Genomic DNA, 17,015 nt, shown 5'->3' with positions numbered 1-17,015 from the left:
TGATGGCAGGCACCGGCCCCTGAAACGACTGTACCCATGAATTTTCCCGGTTAGGCCTGGTCGCATTTAGCGCAGCCCGTCCGGTTAACAGCTTTGGAGAGTCAAGAGCATGAGCAACTGGTTGGTAGATAAACTGATCCCATCGATCATGCGTTCTGAGGTCAAAAAGAGTTCGGTACCCGAAGGCCTGTGGCACAAGTGCCCGTCCTGTGATTCGGTGCTGTACAAGCCCGAGCTGGAAAAGACCCTGGATGTTTGCCCCAAGTGCAATCACCACATGCGCATCGATGCACGCGCGCGCCTGGATATCTTCCTGGATGCCGAAGGTCGTGAAGAACTGGGGGCCGACCTTGAGCCGGTCGATCGCCTGAAGTTTCGCGACAGCAAGAAGTACAAGGATCGCCTCGCTGGTGCGCAGAAGCAGACCGGCGAGAAAGATGCCCTGGTGGCCATACGTGGCACCCTGGAAGGCATGCCGATTGTGACCTGCGCGTTCGAATTCTCTTTTATGGGCGGTTCGATGGGCGCCATCGTTGGTGAGCGTTTTGTCCGCGCGGCCAACGCAGCCCTGGAGCAGCGATGCCCGTTGGTGTGTTTCTCCGCATCCGGCGGCGCACGTATGCAGGAAGCGCTGATCTCGCTGATGCAAATGGCCAAGACGTCGGCTGTGCTGGCGCGTCTGCGTGAAGAAGGTATTCCGTTTATTTCCGTGCTGACTGATCCAGTGTATGGCGGCGTATCTGCCAGCCTGGCCATGCTCGGTGATGTGATTGTTGCCGAACCTCGCGCGCTGATCGGTTTTGCCGGCCCGCGCGTGATCGAGCAGACCGTGCGCGAGAAACTGCCGGAAGGCTTCCAGCGCAGCGAGTTCCTGCTGGAGCACGGTGCCATCGATATGATCATTCACCGTGCCGAATTGCGTCCGCGTCTGGCGCGTCTACTGGCTCAGTTTATGGGGCTGCCGTCGCCTGTAGCCTTGCCGGCGACTGCATGACCGAGCGCTCCCTTGCCGATTGGCTGAGCTATCTGGAGCAGCTGCATCCGAGCGCCATTGATATGGGGCTGGAGCGCTCCCGGATAGTGCTGCAGCGTCTTGGCTTGACCAAGCAGGCGCCGCGGGTGATTACCGTCACCGGAACCAATGGTAAGGGCTCGACCTGCGCATTTATTGCCTCGCTGCTGCAAGGGCAGAGGCTTAAGGTCGGTGTTTACAGCTCGCCGCACCTGCTGCGCTACAACGAGCGGGTGCGGATTGCGGGCGTCGAAGCCACGGATGCCATGCTCTGCGAAGCCTTCGCCGTGGTCGAGGCCGCGCGTGGCGACACCTCGCTGACCTATTTCGAGATGGGCACCCTGGCAGCGTTCTGGCTGTTTCAGCAGGCCGGTCTGGATGCGCTGGTGCTGGAAGTCGGCCTCGGTGGTCGGCTGGATGCGGTTAATCTGCTGGATGCCGACATCGCCCTTGTCACCAGTATCGGTATCGATCACGCCGACTGGCTGGGTGATACCCGTGAGTCGGTGGCCTTCGAGAAGGCCGGTATCTTTCGCGCGGGTAAGCCTGCCCTGTGTGGCGATCTTGAGCCGCCGCAGCCCTTGCTTGATCAGATCGCGCTGCTCGACGCTCCGTTCTTCCTGCGTGGTCGTGACTATGACCTGAGCATCACTGCGCAGGATTGGTCCTGGTACGGCCTCAACCATCAGGGCGAAGTGCTGAGTCTGACGCACTTGCCGTTGCTCGACCTGCCCATGGAAAACGCTGCATTGGCCTTACAGGCATACGCGGTGATGCAATTGCCCTGGCACCCCGAGGCGATCAGTCAGGCATTGCAGCAAACGCGGGTGACCGGGCGATTGGACCGCCGAATGATTAATTCGCAGGGCAAGTCACTCACGCTGCTGCTCGATGTTGGGCATAATCCCCATGCTGCCGAGTACCTCGCACAGCGTTTGGCCAGTCGGGCGTTGTCAGGCAAGCGCCTGGCCGTGTTTGGTTTGCTGGCTGATAAGGATCTGCCCGGTGTGGTGGCGCCTTTGTTGAGTGAAGTGGACGGTTGGGCGGTGGCGGCTTTGCCGACCAGTCGCACGCGTGCTGCTGCCGAGTTGCAGGCGCATCTGCAGAACAGTGGGGCGCAAGTGACCGCTTATGCCAGTGTGCAGGCAGCGCTCGAGGCTCAGTGTGAGCAAGCTTCGGCTGGGGATGAAGTGCTGCTGTTTGGATCTTTCTACTGCGTGGCCGAGGCCCTGGATTGGCTGGCCCGCCAAGCCAATGGGGGCGTGCAGGATGGCTTTGCTGGATAAGGGATTGAAACAGCGCATGGTCGGTGCGTTGGTGTTGCTGGCGCTGGCAGTGATTTTCCTGCCGATGTTGCTGTCGCGTGAAGATGAGTCGCAGCGGGTTCAGGTTGATGCACCGGCAATGCCGGCAGCGCCCGAGGCCCCTGAGGTCGAATTACAGCCGGTAGTGGTGCCTGAGCCACAGCTGCTACCTGATGAGCCTATCGGTGCCGACGCTGCGCAGAGTCTGGAGCCAAGTGAGCCTGTTATGAGTGAGTCGCCGACAGCGCCAATCACTCCGGCAACGCCGACTGCAGCGCCTGAGTCTTCCCCAAAGCCAGCTCAGACCGCGCCGAGTAAGCTGGATGCCAACAGCCTGCCAATCAGTTGGTCGGTGCAGTTGGCCAGTCTGTCCAGCAGCGATGGTGCGCAGAAACTGCAGAAAACCCTGCGCAGCCAAGGCTACAACGCCTATATCCGCAGCGTCGATGGCATGAACCGGGTGTTTGTCGGGCCGCTGATCGAGCGTGCCGAGGCGGATCGCCTGCGTGATCAGCTCAATCGTCAGCACAAACTCAATGGTTTTGTGGTGCGTTTTCAGCCCGAAGCGCGCTGAGCAAGCGGCTTGGTGTGCCTCGCCAAGCCGAGCTGCCTGGCCCGTCACTAGGCGGGCCGGGCATTTCAGCGGTTGGCGAATCCTTTGCTTACGCCTCACGCAGGTGCTCTGCTAAAATGCAGCGCCTTTCCCGTCGGTAACCTGCATCGTGGCATTCACCTGGGTCGATTGGGCGATTATCGCCGTTGTCGCCGTTTCAAGTCTGATCAGTCTGAGCCGAGGCTTCGTTAAGGAAGCCCTGTCATTGCTTACCTGGATCATTGCTGGTGTGGTCGCCTGGATGTTCGGCGGCGCACTGTCGCAGCACCTGGTGGATTTTATCGAGACGCCCTCGGCGCGCGTGATTGCAGGTTGCGCGATTCTATTTGTGGTCACCTTGCTGGTCGGTGCCCTGGTCAATTACCTGATTGGTGAGTTGATTCGGGTGACCGGGCTGTCAGGTACCGATCGTTTTCTCGGCATGGTCTTCGGCGCGGCGCGCGGCGGCCTGCTAGTCGTGGTGCTGGTTGGTCTGATCAGCCTGGCCCCAGTGCAGCAAGACAGCTGGTGGCAGGAGTCGGCACTTGTACCGCATTTTTTGATGGTTGCTGACTGGTCGAAAAACCTGATCCTGGGTCTGTCCAGTGAGTGGCTGGCCAGCGGCGTTAGTGCGCCGGTGGAGTTACCGTTCAAAGAGGCGCTGCAGCAGCCTAAACTGCCGTAAGTGCATTGCGAATTATCGTGTTTCATTGAGTAGGGGTTGCGTCACATGTGCGGCATTGTCGGTATCGTCGGTAAATCGAACGTCAATCAGGCGCTGTATGACGGGCTCACCGTCCTCCAGCACCGCGGCCAGGATGCTGCCGGTATTGTCACCAGCCATGATGGCCGCCTGTTCCTGCGTAAGGACAACGGCCTGGTGCGTGACGTGTTCCAACAGCGCCACATGCAGCGCCTGGTCGGTCATATGGGCATTGGCCACGTGCGCTACCCGACGGCGGGCAGCTCCAGCTCGGCCGAAGCGCAGCCGTTCTACGTCAACTCGCCCTACGGCATCACCCTGGCGCACAACGGCAATTTGACCAACGTCGAGCAGCTGGCCAAGGAAATTTACGAGTCCGACCTGCGCCACGTCAACACCAATTCTGATTCGGAAGTGCTGCTCAACGTGTTCGCTCACGAGCTGGCCCAGCGCGGCAAGCTGCAGCCCACTGAAGAAGACGTGTTCGCCGCTGTGACTGACGTGCACGAGCGCTGCCTGGGTGGTTACGCGGTAGTCGCGATGATCACCGGTTACGGCATCGTCGGTTTCCGCGACCCCAACGGTATCCGCCCGATCGTCTTCGGCCAGCGCCATACCGACGAAGGCGTGGAATACATGATCGCCTCGGAAAGCGTCTCCCTCGACGTGCTTGGCTTCACCCTGATTCGCGACCTCGCGCCGGGCGAAGCGGTGTACATCACCGAGGAAGGCAAACTGTTCACCCGCCAATGCGCGGCGAATCCGAAGTACGCGCCGTGCATCTTTGAGCACGTCTATCTGGCGCGCCCGGATTCGATCATGGATGGCATCTCGGTGTACAAGGCACGCCTGCGCATGGGCGAGAAGCTCGCCGACAAGATCCTCCGTGAACGTCCGCAGCATGATATCGATGTGGTTATCCCGATTCCGGATACCAGCCGTACCGCGGCGCTGGAACTGGCCAACCATCTGGGCGTGAAGTTCCGCGAAGGCTTCGTCAAGAATCGTTATATCGGCCGTACCTTCATCATGCCGGGCCAGGCAGCGCGCAAGAAATCCGTACGACAGAAGCTCAACGCCATTGAGCTGGAGTTCCGCGGCAAGAACGTGATGCTGGTGGATGACTCCATCGTCCGTGGCACCACCTGCAAGCAGATCATTCAGATGGCCCGCGAAGCGGGGGCGAAGAGCGTGTATTTCTGTTCGGCCGCGCCGGCAGTGCGTTATCCGAACGTGTACGGCATCGACATGCCCAGCGCCCATGAGCTGATTGCGCACGGCCGTACCACGGAAGAAGTCTGCGAGCTGATTGGCGCCGACTGGTTGATCTACCAGGATCTGCCGGATCTGATCGAAGCGGTCAGTGGTAGCAAGAAGATCAAGATCGACAATTTCGACTGCGCGGTGTTTGACGGTAAATACGTGACCGGCGATATCGACGAGGCTTACCTGGATAAGATTGAGCAGGCACGCAACGATGCCTCCAAGGTCAAGTCCCAGGCCGTCAGCGCGATTATCGATCTGTACAACAACTAAGCGTGCAACCCGGATTTCATCCGGGCTACAGCTGTGATGAGGTAGGTATGAGTCAAGAATGGCAAGCCGGGCGTCTGGACAGCGATCTCGATGGCGTCGGCTTCGATACCCTGGCGGTGCGCGCTGGTCAACACCGCTCGCCGGAAGGCGAGCACAGCGAGGCGATCTACCCAACCTCCAGCTACGTATTCCGCACTGCAGCTGATGCTGCGGCGCGCTTTGCCGGCGAAGTGCCAGGCAACGTCTACTCGCGTTACACCAACCCGACTGTGCGTGCTTTCGAGGAGCGTATCGCGGCTCTGGAAGGGGCCGAGCAGGCGGTTGCTACCTCGTCCGGGATGTCGGCGATCCTGGCCATTGTCATGAGCCTGTGCAGTGCCGGCGATCATGTGCTGGTGTCGCGCAGCGTATTCGGTTCGACCATCAGCCTGTTTGAGAAGTACCTCAAGCGCTTTGGTGTGCAGGTTGATTACGTGCCGCTGGCGGATCTTGATGGCTGGGCCGCAGCGTTCAAGCCCAATACCAAGCTGCTGTTTGTCGAGTCGCCGTCCAACCCGTTGGCTGAGCTGGTGGATATCGCTGCACTAGCGGACATCGCCCACAGCAAAGGCGCGCTATTGGCGGTGGACAACTGCTTCTGCACCCCGGCGCTGCAGCAACCGCTCAAGCTCGGTGCTGATGTGGTGATGCACTCGGCGACCAAATATATCGACGGTCAGGGCCGCAGCATGGGCGGCGTAGTGGCTGGCAGTGCCAAGCTGATGACCGAAGTGGTGGGTTTTCTGCGTACCGCCGGGCCGACGCTTAGCCCGTTTAATGCCTGGATCTTTCTCAAAGGCCTGGAAACCCTGCGCATTCGTATGCAGGCGCATTGCGCCAGCGCGCTGCAATTGGCGCAGTGGCTGCAGCAGCAGCCGGGCATCGAGCATGTGTACTACGCCGGTTTGCCCAGCCACCCGCAGCATGAGCTGGCCACGCGTCAGCAGAGCGCCTTCGGTGCGGTGGTCAGCTTTGAGGTCACGGGCGGTAAAGAGGCGGCCTGGCGTTTTATCGATGCCACGCGGGTGATCTCGATCACCACCAACCTCGGTGACACCAAGACCACCATCGCTCATCCTGCGACCACCTCTCACGGTCGTTTAAGCCCGGCCGAGCGTGCTAACGCCGGTATTCGCGACAATTTGATCCGCGTCGCGGTGGGCCTGGAAGACTTGGCTGACCTGCAAGCGGATTTGGCGCGCGGCCTGGCGGCGCTCTAAGCGCTCTGAGGCGATATTGTCAGCGTTAAAGAAAAGGCCCTGCTTTTAATTAAGCAGGGCCTTTTTATTACTGTGAGTTATTCGCGCAGATCGATAGCCTCAGGCGCGGCCTGGTCGAACAGCTGTACCGGGTTACGCGGCAGGATGCCGGGGCGGTAGTTCTCGCGGATATCGCCAAGCACGCGGATGTCGCTGTATTTCTTCCCGGACAACGCCGCCATACCGGCCGCGTCGCGGATCACCGTCGGGCGCAGGAAGACCATCAGGTTGCGTTTGATCCGGGTTTCCTTGGTTGAGCGGAACAGCCGGCCGAGCAGCGGGATATCACCGAGCAGCGGTACCTTGGAGTCAGCCTGGGTCACGTCATCCTGAATCAGCCCGCCGAGTACGATAACCTGGCCGTTTTCAGCGAGGATGGTGCTTTTGATCGAGCGCTTGTTGGTGATCAGGTCGACGGCATTTACGCCCTGGCTGGTGGGGGCGATGGAGGAAATTTCCTGCTCGATTTCCAGGCGCAGGCTGGCGCCATCGTTGATATGCGGGGTGACCTTCAGGGTCACGCCGATGTCCTGACGCTCGATGGTGGTGAAGGGGTTGTCGGCACCTGAACCGCTGGTGGTAAAGGAGCCGGTTTGGAATGGCACGTTCTGCCCGACCAGGATTTCCGCCTTCTGGTGATCGAGGGTCAGCAGACTCGGCGTCGACAGCAGGTTGCTTTTGCTGTTGGCCGATAGCGCGGTGATCAGCACACCAAAGCTGTCGGTGCCCAGGCCGATGATTGCGCCGTCCGGCAGGTTGTTCAGGGTGTTGTTGTCGGTGCCGTTGTCCCTGTCCTGAATCGCCTGCAGCACCCGGCCAATCGACAGCCCGGTGCCGCTGAAATTGGTGCCGCCCAGGCCACCGCTGCCGCCGCGGGCATCCACGGCCCACTGCACGCCCAGTGCATCGCTGATATCGCCGGACACTTCGACAATCGCTGCCTCTACCATCACCTGCGCGCGTGGTACATCGAGCTGGCGCACGATGTCTTCCAAGGTTGCCACCACATCCGGTTCAGCCAGCAGCACCAGAGCGTTGAGACTTTCGTCAGCACGAATCAGCACGGTCTGCGGTTTACCGGTGGTTTCGCCGCCGGCTTCCGGTTTGAGTTTTTCGGAAATCTCGCCGAGGGTTTCCGCCAGGCTCTTGGCGTCGCTATGGCGCAGGCGGATGACTCGGGTATTGGCCGAGCGGCTGGTGGGGGTGTCCAGCGACTGCGCCAGGGCCACCAGCTTGGCCCGCGCTGCCGGTGGGCCGAGCAGAATCAGGCGATTGGTACGGCCGTCGGCAATCACCTGGGTGCCGGACGCGCCCTTGGCCTGGCCGCGATCCACGGCGCTGCGTAGCACTTCGGCGGTGTCCATGACCCAGGCATGCTGCAGGTTGAGCACGCTGTAGTCATTCTGGCCTTTCTGGTCGAGCTGGCGCAGCAGGTCTTCGATGCGTTCGATATTGGCCGTGCGGTCGCTGATGATGATCGCATTGGCGCTGCTGATCGCTGCCAGATGGCCGTACTGTGGCACCAGTGGACGAATCAGCGGAATCAGCTCGGTGGCCGAGCCGTGCTGCACCTGAATCAAGCGGGTTTCCAGGCGGTCTGGCGCGCTGCGCCCAGCATCCGCGTCGGACTTGGCCTCGGCATTGGGTACGATGCGCGCCTGGTCGCCCTGGGTAATCACACTGAAACCGTGGGTGGCCATCACCGAGAGAAACAGTTGATACACCTCAGTTAGTGTCAACGGGCTGTTGGACACCACGCTGACCTGGCCCTTGACCCGTGGATCGACAACAAAGGTCTGCCCACTAATCTGCGCGACCTGATCGATAAACTCACGTATATCGGCTCCCTTGAGGTTGATGGTCCAGCTTTCTTCCTGCTGGCTGGCGCTCGGTGCGACGGCGGTAACAGCAGCGCTCAGTGGCAGCGAACTGCAGGCCAGGCCAGCGGCCAGTAGGGCAAAGGTAAGGCGCGAGAGAGTGGGGGTCATCGTGTCAGTTTTCTTCCGTGGGCTGTTCGGTGGGTTCTGCGTCGCTAGGCACGCTGTCCGAGGCTTGCATCTGCTGGCGTAAAGCATCCATACGTTCACGCAGTTGGCTCAGGTCATCGGACTCCATCTCGCTGAGCTGCTCAAGCGGGTCGACCATAACCTCCTGGGTGTTGCTTTGTAGGCTACTGGTGGTCGAGCTGTTGAGCGGGAAACTGAGGCTTTCACGGCGGCCATTGCGCAGCAGTTCGACGCGGTCGGGAGCCACCGAATGCAGGCGCACGCCGCTGCTGATTTCGCTGTTGACGCTGTAGCGCTGGGCCGTGCTGCCTTCGCTGAGGATGATGGCAGTGGAGCGCTGCGGGTCAGCATGCACAAAGCTGCCGAGCAGGGTCAGGCGCAGGTTGGTGCTGGGGGCGGGGCCATCGTTGGCGGCGCTGCTGGTGCCGAACAGTTGACCGATCTCGGGGTTGACTGCCGCCATGGGCGCTTCGTTTGAACTGTTGTTGCTGGCTGCCACCGGCGTGCGTAGCAAGCGCAGCCAGTCGGCGCTCTGCCAGGCCAGGCTGACGCTCATAACAAGAATCAGCACGATGCCAGCAAGGGAAGTGGCCTGGTGCTGTAGCCAGCGTTGGGGAGCCTTAAGCTGCAAGGGGGGCGTCACTCCGTAACTTATTATTATGTGGTGTGGTTCGCGCGCTGATCATAGACATTTGCCAAGCATTTGGCAGCCCCTGGTTGGGGTAGTGTATAGACCAGTTCAATGTGCTAAAGATAGCGCGCTGTTTTTCGCTCTATTGCGGCTAACTTACAACAACTATGTTGCAAAACCCCAGTTTTTGAGCCCTTGCTTGATATTCTCGGGTTCATCATCAGCTTTCTGTGCTTAAGGCATATTACGGATGAATGCGTTGCTTACAGAAGTGCCATCACGGCGTTTACCCTTCAGCTTTGCCAGGCGTCATGGTGTGGTCCTCGTCGTGGAGGGCGGCTTGCCTTGTCTGGTTTACCGTGTCGGCGTTGAGCTGGTGGCGCTGAGCGAGGCGCAGCGCTTTGTCGGTGCGCAGCTGCCGTTGCAGGCGCTGTCGGTGGAGGCCTTCGAACAGGCCCTGGCCAAGGCCTATCAGCATGATTCTGCGTCTATGCAGTTGGCCGAGGACATCGGCGGCAGCCTCGATCTGGCTGCCCTGGCCGAGCAGGTACCGGAAACCGAAGACCTGCTTGAGCAGGAAGACGACGCGCCGATCATTCGCCTGATCAACGCCATCCTCGGTGAGGCGATCAAGGAAAACGCCTCGGATATTCACCTGGAAACCTTCGAGAAACGTTTAGTTGTACGCTTCCGGGTGGACGGTATTCTGCGTGAAGTGCTGGAGCCCAAACGCGAACTGGCGGCTCTGCTGGTGTCGCGGATCAAGGTGATGGCGCGTCTGGATATTGCCGAAAAACGTATTCCTCAGGATGGACGAATATCTCTGAAAGTCGGCGGTCGCGAAGTGGATGTACGGGTTTCGACCCTGCCGTCGGCCAATGGCGAACGGGTGGTGCTGCGCTTGCTGGATAAACAAGCCGGGCGCCTCAACCTGCAGCATCTGGGCATGAGCGCGCGCGATCGCGATCAGATGGAAGCCACCGTGCGCAAGCCCCACGGCATTCTGCTGGTCACCGGACCTACCGGTTCGGGTAAGACCACCACGCTGTACGCCAGCCTGGTCAGCTTGAATGACCGCACGCGCAATATCCTGACCGTCGAAGACCCGATCGAGTATCACCTTGAGGGCATTGGCCAGACTCAGGTCAATTCCAAGGTCGATATGACCTTCGCCCGCGGTCTGCGCGCGATCCTGCGTCAGGACCCGGACGTGGTGATGGTTGGCGAGATTCGCGACAAGGAAACCGCCGAAATCGCCGTGCAGGCCTCGTTGACCGGTCACTTGGTGCTTTCGACCTTGCACACCAACAGTGCCATCGGCGCGATTACTCGTCTGGTGGACATGGGCATCGAGCCGTTTCTGTTGTCCTCGTCCTTGCTTGGCGTGCTGGCTCAGCGCCTGGTGCGGGTGCTCTGTCCGCATTGCAAAGAGGCCTACCAGGCCGACGAGGCTGAGTGCAAATTGCTCGGCGTACCGTTCGCCCAGCCGCCGACCCTGTACCACGCTCGCGGCTGCGCTGAGTGCCATCAGCAGGGCTACCGCGGCCGTACCGGTATCTACGAGCTGGTGGTGTTCGATGACCACCTGCGCACCCTGATTCATAACGCCGCCTCCGAGCAGGACATGACCCGCCACGCCCGCACCCTAGGCCCGAGCATCCGCGAGGATGGCCGGCGCAAGGTGCTGGAAGGGGCGACCACGGTCGAGGAAGTACTGCGCGTGACTCGCGAAGAATGAGCAGGGAAGAATAATGGCCGCCTTCGAATACCTCGCCCTCGATGGCAAAGGCCGCCAGCAGAAAGGCGTGCTGGAGGCTGACAGCGCGCGCCAGGTGCGGCAGATTCTGCGTGAGCGGCAACTGGCGCCGCTGGATGTGAAAGCCACTCGCACCCGTGAAAATGCTGGCGCAGGCTCACATTTCAGTTTTGCCCGGGGCATTTCCGCCCGCGATCTGGCACTGATCACCCGGCAGTTGGCGACGTTGGTGCAGGCTGCCTTACCTATTGAAGAGTCTTTGCGCGCGGCGGCCGCGCAAGCCAGTTCGCCGCGTATTCAAAGCATGTTGCTGGCTGTGCGCGCGCGGGTGCTGGAAGGCCATGACCTGGCCAGTAGCCTGAAAGAATTTCCCTCGGCTTTCCCTGAGCTGTACCGCGCCACGGTCGCAGCGGGCGAGCATGCCGGCCATCTTGGTCCGGTGCTGGAACAATTGGCCGACTACACCGAGCAACGCCAGCAGTCACGGCAGAAAATCCAGCTGGCACTGCTCTATCCGCTGATTCTGATGTGCGCCTCGCTACTGATCGTCGGCTTTCTGCTTGGTTATGTGGTGCCGGACGTGGTGCGGGTGTTTGTCGACTCCGGGCAAACCCTGCCGGCGCTAACACGCGGTTTGATTGCCCTGAGTGACTGGGTCAAGGGGTGGGGTTGGCTGGCGGTGATTATCGCGATCCTGGGCGTGTTCGCCCTGCGCTGGGCGTTGCGCGATGATGCCGTCAAAGCGCGCTGGCACGGCTTTCTGCTGCGCATCCCGCTGGTGGGGCGTTTGATTCGCGCCACCGACTGCGCGCGGTTTGCCTCGACCCTGGCGATTCTGACCCGCAGCGGTGTGCCGTTGGTGGAGGCTCTAGGCATCGGCGCACAGGTGATTGCCAATCGGGTGATTCGCGCCGATGTGGTAATCGCCGCACAGAAGGTGCGCGAGGGCGGCAGCCTGACCCGTGCGCTGGAAGCCAGCGGCCAGTTTCCGCCGATGATGCTGCACATGATCGCCAGCGGTGAGCGCTCGGGCGAGCTGGACCAGATGCTGGCACGCACCGCGCGCAATCAGGAAAACGATTTGGGTGCCCAGGTGGCGCTGCTGGTGGGGCTGTTTGAGCCCTTTATGCTGGTCTTTATGGGGGCGGTGGTACTGGTGATCGTACTGGCCATTCTGCTGCCGATTCTGTCTCTCAATCAGTTGGTGGGGTAAGCAGTGAACAAGCGTCAATCAGGTTTTACGCTGATCGAAATCATGGTGGTGGTGGTGATCCTCGGCATCCTCGCCGCGTTGGTGGTGCCACAGGTAATGAGCCGCCCCGATCAGGCCAAGGTCACCGTTGCCAAGGGTGATATCAAGGCCGTGGCCGCCGCGCTGGATATGTACAAGCTGGACAACCACGCCTACCCGAGCACCCAGCAGGGCCTGGAGGCGCTGGTGAAGAAGCCTTCCGGTAACCCGCAGCCGAAGAATTGGAACCGCGACGGCTACCTCAAACGTATGCCGGTCGATCCGTGGGGCAATGTCTACCAATACCTGGCTCCGGGCACCAAGGGAGCTTTCGACCTGTATTCGCTGGGCGCCGATGGCAAGGAAGGCGGCAGCGATCAGGCTGCCGACATCGGTAACTGGGACCTCTGATTCCCATGCGCCAGCAACCGAGCCAGGCTGGGGGCTTTACCCTGATCGAACTGCTGGTGGTGCTGGTGATTCTCGGCAGCCTGATCGGTATCGCGGTGCTCAGCGTGGGCATCGCCGGTCCTGGCCGCGAGCTGCATAACGAAGCCGAGCGGCTGGCCGGATTGATTGGCGTGCTGGCCGAGGAAGCGGTGTTGGATAACCAGGAATACGGCCTGCTGCTCAGTCGTGAGGCCTATCAGGTGCTGCGCTACGACTCGGCCAAGCAGAGCTGGCAGGCCTTGTCGGCCAAACCTCATAAACTGCCCGACTGGGCCGAGCTAAGTGTCGAGCTGGAAGGCGCGGCGCTGGAACTGACGCCGCCTGAGGGCAAAGAACCGAGCAAAGGCGCACTGACGCCGCAGTTGTTGTTGCTGTCGAGCGGGGAAATCAGTCCGTTTCGTCTTCGCCTGGCCGAGCGCCGCGCCGATGGGTTGCGCCTGCAGTTGGTCAGCGATGGTTTTCAGTTACCCAAGGTCGAGAGCGAGCAGCCGGCAGGACACAAACGATGAGGCGCGCGGGCGGTTTTACCCTGCTTGAGGTGCTCATCGCCTTGACGATTTTTGCCATGGTTGCCGCCAGTGTGCTCACCGCCACTGCGCGCAGCCTGCAGACCGCTTCGCGTTTGGAAGAAAAGACCTTGGCCATGTGGGTCGCCGACAATCGCCTGGCTGAACTGCAACTGTCGAAGAGTCCGGTCGCCGATGGTCGTGAGCAGGGCGAGGTGGAATTCGCGGGGCGGCGTTGGCAGTGGCAAAGCGAGGTGCTGGCCACCAGCGAGGCGGATATGCGCCGCGTCACCCTGTGGGTCGCGCCGGCAGAGCAGGGGCGTTCGGGCGGTGATGTGCGTGAGCGCGCGGTGGTCAGCCTGAATGGTTTTCTCGGGGTGATGCAATGAGGACGGCGCGCGGCTTTACCCTGCTCGAATTGCTGATCGCCATCGCCATCTTTGCGCTGCTGGGGCTGGGCACCTACCGCATGCTCGACAGCGTGCTGCAAACCGATAAGGTCACCCGTGCCCATGAAATGCAGCTGCGCGAGCTGGTGCGCGCCATGGCCGCATTCGAGCGCGATGTGTTGCAGGTACAGGCCCGGCCCACGCGCGATCCCTTTGGTGATCCGCGTGCCGCCTTGGTTGGTGAAGACCTGGATAACCCAACCCTGGAACTGACCCGCAGCGGTTGGCGCAATCCCTTGGGACAGTCACGCTCCGGCTTGCAGCGGGTGCGCTGGCAGCTCAGTGGCGAGCAGTGGCAGCGCCACTACTGGACGGTGCTGGATCAGGCGCAGGACAGCCAGCCGCAGGTGCAACAGGCGCTTGATGGGGTGACCCGACTGCAATTGCGTTATCTGGATCAGCAGGGCAGCTGGCAGACCAGTTGGCCGCCGCTGGGCAATAAGCCGGACGATGCGCTCAAACTGTTGCCGCAGGCCGTTGAACTGGTGCTGGAACATCGCCGTTTTGGTGAGCTGCGCCGTGTGCTGCGCCTGCCTGAAGGTCTGCCAGAGCGCCTGCAGCAAGCACCTGAGCCGAGTCCGGATGATCCCGGTGAAGATATTCCTGAGGAGCCGCGCTCATGAGTCGGCAGCGCGGCATGGCGCTGATCACCGTGTTGCTGGTGGTGGCGGTGGTGACGGTGGTCAGCGCCGGGATTATCGCCCGTCAGCAACTGTCGATCCGCAGCAGCGCCAATCAGCTGCATGTGCGCCAGGCCTGGCATTACGCCCTAGGCGGCGAGACGCTGGCCAAGGCCATTCTGCAGCGCGACTTGCGCGAGGGTGACCCGCGTGCGCCGGTGGATCATCCAGGCGAGGCCTGGGCCAAAGCCCGTGCACCCTTTGCCCTGGATGAAGGCGGCGCCTTGCGTGTACAGATCACCGATCTGACCGCGCGTTTCAACCTCAACAGCTTGCTGCGCCAGGGCCAGCCCAACGAAGCCGCCGTGGCGCAATTTCGTCGTCTGCTGCTGGGGCTGCAAATCGAAGCACCCTACGCCGAGCGTCTGCTTGATTGGTTGGATGCCGATGATCAGCCCAGCGGCGGTTACGGCGCGGAAGACAATCAATACCTGCTGGCGCAGCCGCCTTATCGCGCGGGCAACCGCGAGTTAAAGGACGTCTCCGAGCTGCGCCTGTTGCTGGAAATGACCGAAGCGGATTACCAGCGTCTGTCGCCCTATGTCAGTGCTTTGCCGGCGGATGCCACGCTTAACGTTAATACCGCCAGCGCGCGGGTGTTGGCCAGCGTGGCCGAAGGGTTGCCGCTGAGCACCGCTCAGGGCCTGGTCGCCGCACGGGGCAGTGAGGGCTATCGTGATCTCCCGAGCTTTACCGCGCAGCTCAGTGGCTTGCAGGTGCAGAGCCAGGGCTTGGCGGTCGGCAGTCAGTATTTTCAGGTGCTCAGTGAAGTGACTGTTGGCGAGCGCCGTCAGGTTTTACGCAGCACCTTGCAGCGCGCCAGCGATGGTCAGCTGTATGTTCTAGCCCGTGATTTGGGGCAGGGCGGTATGCCGCCCACGCCCGTTGAGGAAGTCGAACCATGAGTCAGACCTATGTATTTCTGCCGCCCGCGGCTTGTGCCGGTGCGCAGGCGGAGCTACCCGTACAGTGGGTGGTCGATGGGGGCAGTGAATCCCTGGCGTTCAGCGAAGTGCAGGCGCAGGTGGGCGGCAGCTGGACCCTGGTCCTGCCCGTTGAGGCGGTGACCTCCTGCGCGGTCAATCTGCCGACGCGCAAAGCCCGCTGGTTGCGTCAGGCGCTGCCGTTTGCGGTGGAAGAGCTGCTCGCCGAAGAGGTCGAGCTGATGCATCTGGCGTTGGGCGAGCAATTGGCCGATGGCCGTCACCGGGTGTTTGCCGTGCGCCGCAGCTGGCTGGCCGGCTGGCTGGCGTTGTGCCCCACAGCGCCGCAGGCGATTGCCGTGGATGCCGATCTGCTGCCAGGGCAGGGCACTGCGCTCTTGCCGCTGCACGGCCGCTGGTTGTTGGGCGGCGAGAATGTCACGCGGATGGCCTTGCAGGCCCAGGACTGGCCGCAGCTGAGCCCCTTGTGTGTGCAGCCGCAGGTTGCCTGGTGTGACCCGCAGCACCCAGCGCCGCAACCCATGGATGAAAGCATGGCGGTGGCCGAGCCCTTTGTTTGGCTGGCCCAGCAGCCGCTGCGCAATAACCTGGCCCAAGGCGAGTTCGCTGTGCAGAGCAGTAATGGCCAATGGCAACGCTGGCGGCCCTTGCTGGGGCTGGTAGGCATGTGGCTGGTGCTGCAGTGGGGCTTCAATCTGGCGCAGGGCTGGCACCTGCAGCGGCAGGCCGATGAATACGCCGCTGCCAGCGCCGCGTTGTACAAGGAGCTGTTTCCGCAGGACAGCAAGCTGGTCAACCTGCGTGCGCAGTTTGATCAGCATCTGCAGGCCGGAACGGGCAGCGGGCAAGCTCGTTTGCTCGGCTTGCTCGCCCAGGTCAGCGGCGCGCTAGCTGCCGAGGGCGGTCAGGTGCAGATCAGTCAGGTGGATTTCAGCGAGGTGCGTGGCGATCTGGCCATGCAGGTACAGGCTGCAGGTTTTGCCGAGTTGGAGCGCCTGCGTGAGCGCTTGCAGGAAAGTGGCTTGGCGGTGCAACTGGGCTCGGCCAGCCGGGAAGGTGCAGGCGTCAGCGCGCGCGTGGTGATCGGAGGATGAGTATGGTCTCGCAAGGCAAAGGTTTTACCGCGCAGCTGGATAATTCGCTGTTGCTGCAACGCTGGCGTGCCCTGGCGCCGCGTGAGCAGTTCTCGCTCGGCAGTCTGGGGGCGTTTCTGCTGTTGGTGCTGCTTTACTTGACGCTTTGGCAGCCTGCGCAGGAGCGTCTGGCCGCAGCGCGCAGTGCGTTTGAAACGCAGCGCGAGTTGAATGCCTACCTGCATAGCCAGGCGCCCGCAGCGCGCAATGTGGCCAGCACCCCGCAACAGGCGATTGATCCGGCGCGACTGCAAGGCATGGTCACGGCCACGGCTGCGACCCAGGGCCTGACCATCGAGCGTTTGGACAACGCTGGCGACGGCGCCGTGCAGCTCAATTTGCAGCCGGCGCCTTTTGCCCAGTTGCTGCGTTGGTTCACTGTGCTGCAGGAACAGGGTGTGCAAATCGCCGAAGCCGGGCTGGATCGTGCCGAAGACAATAAGGTGGCCGCTCGGTTAAGCCTGCGGGTGGCGCAGTAATGGTGCGGCGTGCCCTGTGATAGCACCTGGCGAGGGCAGCGTTTTTTGCATTTTTTTAGAAAAACTTGAAGCAGGGTGTTGACTTAGGTGCGGCCCTTGCGTAAATTTCGCGCCTCGCAAGCAGCGGGTGATTAGCTCAGCTGGGAGAGCATCTGCCTTACAAGCAGAGGGTCGGCGGTTCGATCCCGTCATCACCCACCACTCTTGTGAAACCGGACGAAAGTCCACCGACGCGCAGCGGTAGTTCAGTCGGTTAGAATACCGGCCTGTCACGCCGGGGGTCGCGGGTTCGAGTCCCGTCCGCT

The 17,015-nt window shown here is 61.6% G+C and carries 17 protein-coding genes and 1 tRNA gene; 16 read left to right on the top strand and 2 right to left on the bottom strand.

What is annotated here, in order from left to right:
- The first annotated feature begins 109 nt into the window (after positions 1-109).
- The 6 genes from accD (at position 110) to Q8M42_RS12770 (ending at position 6,406) form a co-directional block, all read left to right on the top strand.
- Entirely contained in the window at positions 110-994 is an 885-nt protein-coding gene (gene accD, locus Q8M42_RS12795; protein WP_304864228.1) for an acetyl-CoA carboxylase, carboxyltransferase subunit beta, read from the top strand.
- Positions 991-2,298: a bifunctional tetrahydrofolate synthase/dihydrofolate synthase gene (gene folC / locus Q8M42_RS12790; RefSeq protein WP_304864225.1), complete on the top strand. Its 1,308-nt coding sequence runs from the start codon at positions 991-993 to the stop codon at positions 2,296-2,298. The genes accD and folC overlap by 4 nt, the downstream gene beginning before the upstream one ends.
- Positions 2,282-2,890, top strand: coding sequence for an SPOR domain-containing protein (locus Q8M42_RS12785; RefSeq protein ID WP_304864223.1), 609 nt, complete (start codon positions 2,282-2,284; stop codon positions 2,888-2,890). The genes folC and Q8M42_RS12785 overlap by 17 nt, the downstream gene beginning before the upstream one ends.
- Positions 2,891-3,038: 148 nt before the next feature.
- A complete protein-coding gene (locus Q8M42_RS12780; RefSeq protein WP_304864222.1) occupies positions 3,039-3,593 on the top strand; it encodes a CvpA family protein in 555 nt (184 codons plus the stop codon).
- Between the two features lie 45 nt (positions 3,594-3,638).
- Complete coding sequence (gene purF, locus Q8M42_RS12775) at positions 3,639-5,147, top strand: amidophosphoribosyltransferase (RefSeq protein WP_304864220.1); 1,509 nt, start codon at positions 3,639-3,641, stop codon at positions 5,145-5,147.
- A 47-nt stretch (positions 5,148-5,194) separates the two neighbouring features.
- Complete coding sequence (locus Q8M42_RS12770; protein WP_304864218.1) at positions 5,195-6,406, top strand: O-succinylhomoserine sulfhydrylase; 1,212 nt, start codon at positions 5,195-5,197, stop codon at positions 6,404-6,406.
- A 77-nt stretch (positions 6,407-6,483) separates the two neighbouring features.
- On the opposite strand, the gene gspD is transcribed toward Q8M42_RS12770, so the two are convergent.
- Together gspD and Q8M42_RS12760 are read right to left on the bottom strand one after the other, a co-directional pair.
- Positions 6,484-8,433, bottom strand: a complete 1,950-nt coding sequence (gspD, locus tag Q8M42_RS12765; RefSeq protein WP_304864216.1) for a type II secretion system secretin GspD — start codon at positions 8,431-8,433, stop codon at positions 6,484-6,486.
- Between the two features lie 4 nt (positions 8,434-8,437).
- A complete protein-coding gene (locus tag Q8M42_RS12760) occupies positions 8,438-9,007 on the bottom strand; it encodes a type II secretion system protein N (protein WP_304864214.1) in 570 nt (189 codons plus the stop codon).
- Between the two features lie 325 nt (positions 9,008-9,332).
- On the opposite strand from Q8M42_RS12760, the gene gspE reads away from it, so the two are divergent.
- The 10 genes from gspE to Q8M42_RS12710 all read left to right on the top strand — a co-directional run bounded on the left by gspE (position 9,333) and on the right by Q8M42_RS12710 (position 16,911).
- A complete protein-coding gene (gene gspE / locus Q8M42_RS12755; RefSeq protein WP_304864212.1) occupies positions 9,333-10,820 on the top strand; it encodes a type II secretion system ATPase GspE in 1,488 nt (495 codons plus the stop codon).
- Positions 10,821-10,833: 13 nt separating this feature from the next.
- The gene (gene xcpS / locus Q8M42_RS12750; RefSeq protein ID WP_304864210.1) at positions 10,834-12,051 is read left to right on the top strand and encodes a GspF family T2SS innner membrane protein variant XcpS; all 1,218 of its coding nucleotides are present in this window, start codon (positions 10,834-10,836) and stop codon (positions 12,049-12,051) included.
- 42 nt (positions 12,052-12,093) lie between these two features.
- Complete coding sequence (gene gspG / locus Q8M42_RS12745; protein WP_370692687.1) at positions 12,094-12,480, top strand: type II secretion system major pseudopilin GspG; 387 nt, start codon at positions 12,094-12,096, stop codon at positions 12,478-12,480.
- Positions 12,481-12,485: 5 nt separating this feature from the next.
- A complete protein-coding gene (gene gspH, locus Q8M42_RS12740; RefSeq protein ID WP_304864205.1) occupies positions 12,486-13,028 on the top strand; it encodes a type II secretion system minor pseudopilin GspH in 543 nt (180 codons plus the stop codon).
- Complete coding sequence (gene gspI, locus Q8M42_RS12735) at positions 13,025-13,414, top strand: type II secretion system minor pseudopilin GspI (protein ID WP_304864203.1); 390 nt, start codon at positions 13,025-13,027, stop codon at positions 13,412-13,414. The genes gspH and gspI overlap by 4 nt, the downstream gene beginning before the upstream one ends.
- Positions 13,411-14,097 carry a type II secretion system minor pseudopilin GspJ gene (gspJ, locus tag Q8M42_RS12730; protein ID WP_304864201.1) on the top strand — a complete coding sequence of 229 codons (687 nt, stop codon included), beginning with the start codon at positions 13,411-13,413 and terminating at the stop codon, positions 14,095-14,097. The genes gspI and gspJ overlap by 4 nt, the downstream gene beginning before the upstream one ends.
- On the top strand, positions 14,094-15,059 hold the full coding sequence (gene gspK / locus Q8M42_RS12725; RefSeq protein WP_304864199.1) for a type II secretion system minor pseudopilin GspK: 966 nt from the start codon (positions 14,094-14,096) through the stop codon (positions 15,057-15,059). The genes gspJ and gspK overlap by 4 nt, the downstream gene beginning before the upstream one ends.
- The gene (gene gspL / locus Q8M42_RS12720; protein ID WP_304864197.1) at positions 15,056-16,192 is read left to right on the top strand and encodes a type II secretion system protein GspL; all 1,137 of its coding nucleotides are present in this window, start codon (positions 15,056-15,058) and stop codon (positions 16,190-16,192) included. Before gspK ends, gspL begins: the two co-directional genes overlap by 4 nt.
- Positions 16,189-16,710 carry a type II secretion system protein M gene (locus Q8M42_RS12715; RefSeq protein ID WP_304864195.1) on the top strand — a complete coding sequence of 174 codons (522 nt, stop codon included), beginning with the start codon at positions 16,189-16,191 and terminating at the stop codon, positions 16,708-16,710. Before gspL ends, Q8M42_RS12715 begins: the two co-directional genes overlap by 4 nt.
- A gap of 125 nt (positions 16,711-16,835) precedes the next feature.
- A tRNA-Val gene (locus Q8M42_RS12710) sits at positions 16,836-16,911 on the top strand.
- The last annotated feature ends 104 nt before the right edge of the window (positions 16,912-17,015 follow it).

This window comes from Pseudomonas sp. (assembly GCF_030684895.1).
Classification (GTDB): domain Bacteria; phylum Pseudomonadota; class Gammaproteobacteria; order Pseudomonadales; family Pseudomonadaceae; genus Aquipseudomonas.
Note: the sequence above shows the minus strand (reverse complement) of the source record. Positions and strands in the feature narration are given on the sequence as shown.

Bases quoted from the DNA above. Each gene is read 5' to 3' on its own strand.
- accD (WP_304864228.1), top strand. From the start codon at position 110: ATGAGCAACTGGTTGGTAGATAAACTGATCCCATCGATCATGCGTTCT.
- folC (WP_304864225.1), top strand. From the start codon at position 991: ATGACCGAGCGCTCCCTTGCCGATTGGCTGAGCTATCTGGAGCAGCTG.
- Q8M42_RS12785 (WP_304864223.1), top strand. From the start codon at position 2,282: ATGGCTTTGCTGGATAAGGGATTGAAACAGCGCATGGTCGGTGCGTTG.
- purF (WP_304864220.1), top strand. From the start codon at position 3,639: ATGTGCGGCATTGTCGGTATCGTCGGTAAATCGAACGTCAATCAGGCG.
- Q8M42_RS12770 (WP_304864218.1), top strand. From the start codon at position 5,195: ATGAGTCAAGAATGGCAAGCCGGGCGTCTGGACAGCGATCTCGATGGC.
- gspD (WP_304864216.1), bottom strand. From the start codon at position 8,433: ATGACCCCCACTCTCTCGCGCCTTACCTTTGCCCTACTGGCCGCTGGC.
- Q8M42_RS12760 (WP_304864214.1), bottom strand. From the start codon at position 9,007: ATGAGCGTCAGCCTGGCCTGGCAGAGCGCCGACTGGCTGCGCTTGCTA.
- gspE (WP_304864212.1), top strand. From the start codon at position 9,333: ATGAATGCGTTGCTTACAGAAGTGCCATCACGGCGTTTACCCTTCAGC.
- xcpS (WP_304864210.1), top strand. From the start codon at position 10,834: ATGGCCGCCTTCGAATACCTCGCCCTCGATGGCAAAGGCCGCCAGCAG.
- gspG (WP_370692687.1), top strand. From the start codon at position 12,094: ATGGTGGTGGTGGTGATCCTCGGCATCCTCGCCGCGTTGGTGGTGCCA.
- gspH (WP_304864205.1), top strand. From the start codon at position 12,486: ATGCGCCAGCAACCGAGCCAGGCTGGGGGCTTTACCCTGATCGAACTG.
- gspI (WP_304864203.1), top strand. From the start codon at position 13,025: ATGAGGCGCGCGGGCGGTTTTACCCTGCTTGAGGTGCTCATCGCCTTG.
- gspJ (WP_304864201.1), top strand. From the start codon at position 13,411: ATGAGGACGGCGCGCGGCTTTACCCTGCTCGAATTGCTGATCGCCATC.
- gspK (WP_304864199.1), top strand. From the start codon at position 14,094: ATGAGTCGGCAGCGCGGCATGGCGCTGATCACCGTGTTGCTGGTGGTG.
- gspL (WP_304864197.1), top strand. From the start codon at position 15,056: ATGAGTCAGACCTATGTATTTCTGCCGCCCGCGGCTTGTGCCGGTGCG.
- Q8M42_RS12715 (WP_304864195.1), top strand. From the start codon at position 16,189: ATGAGTATGGTCTCGCAAGGCAAAGGTTTTACCGCGCAGCTGGATAAT.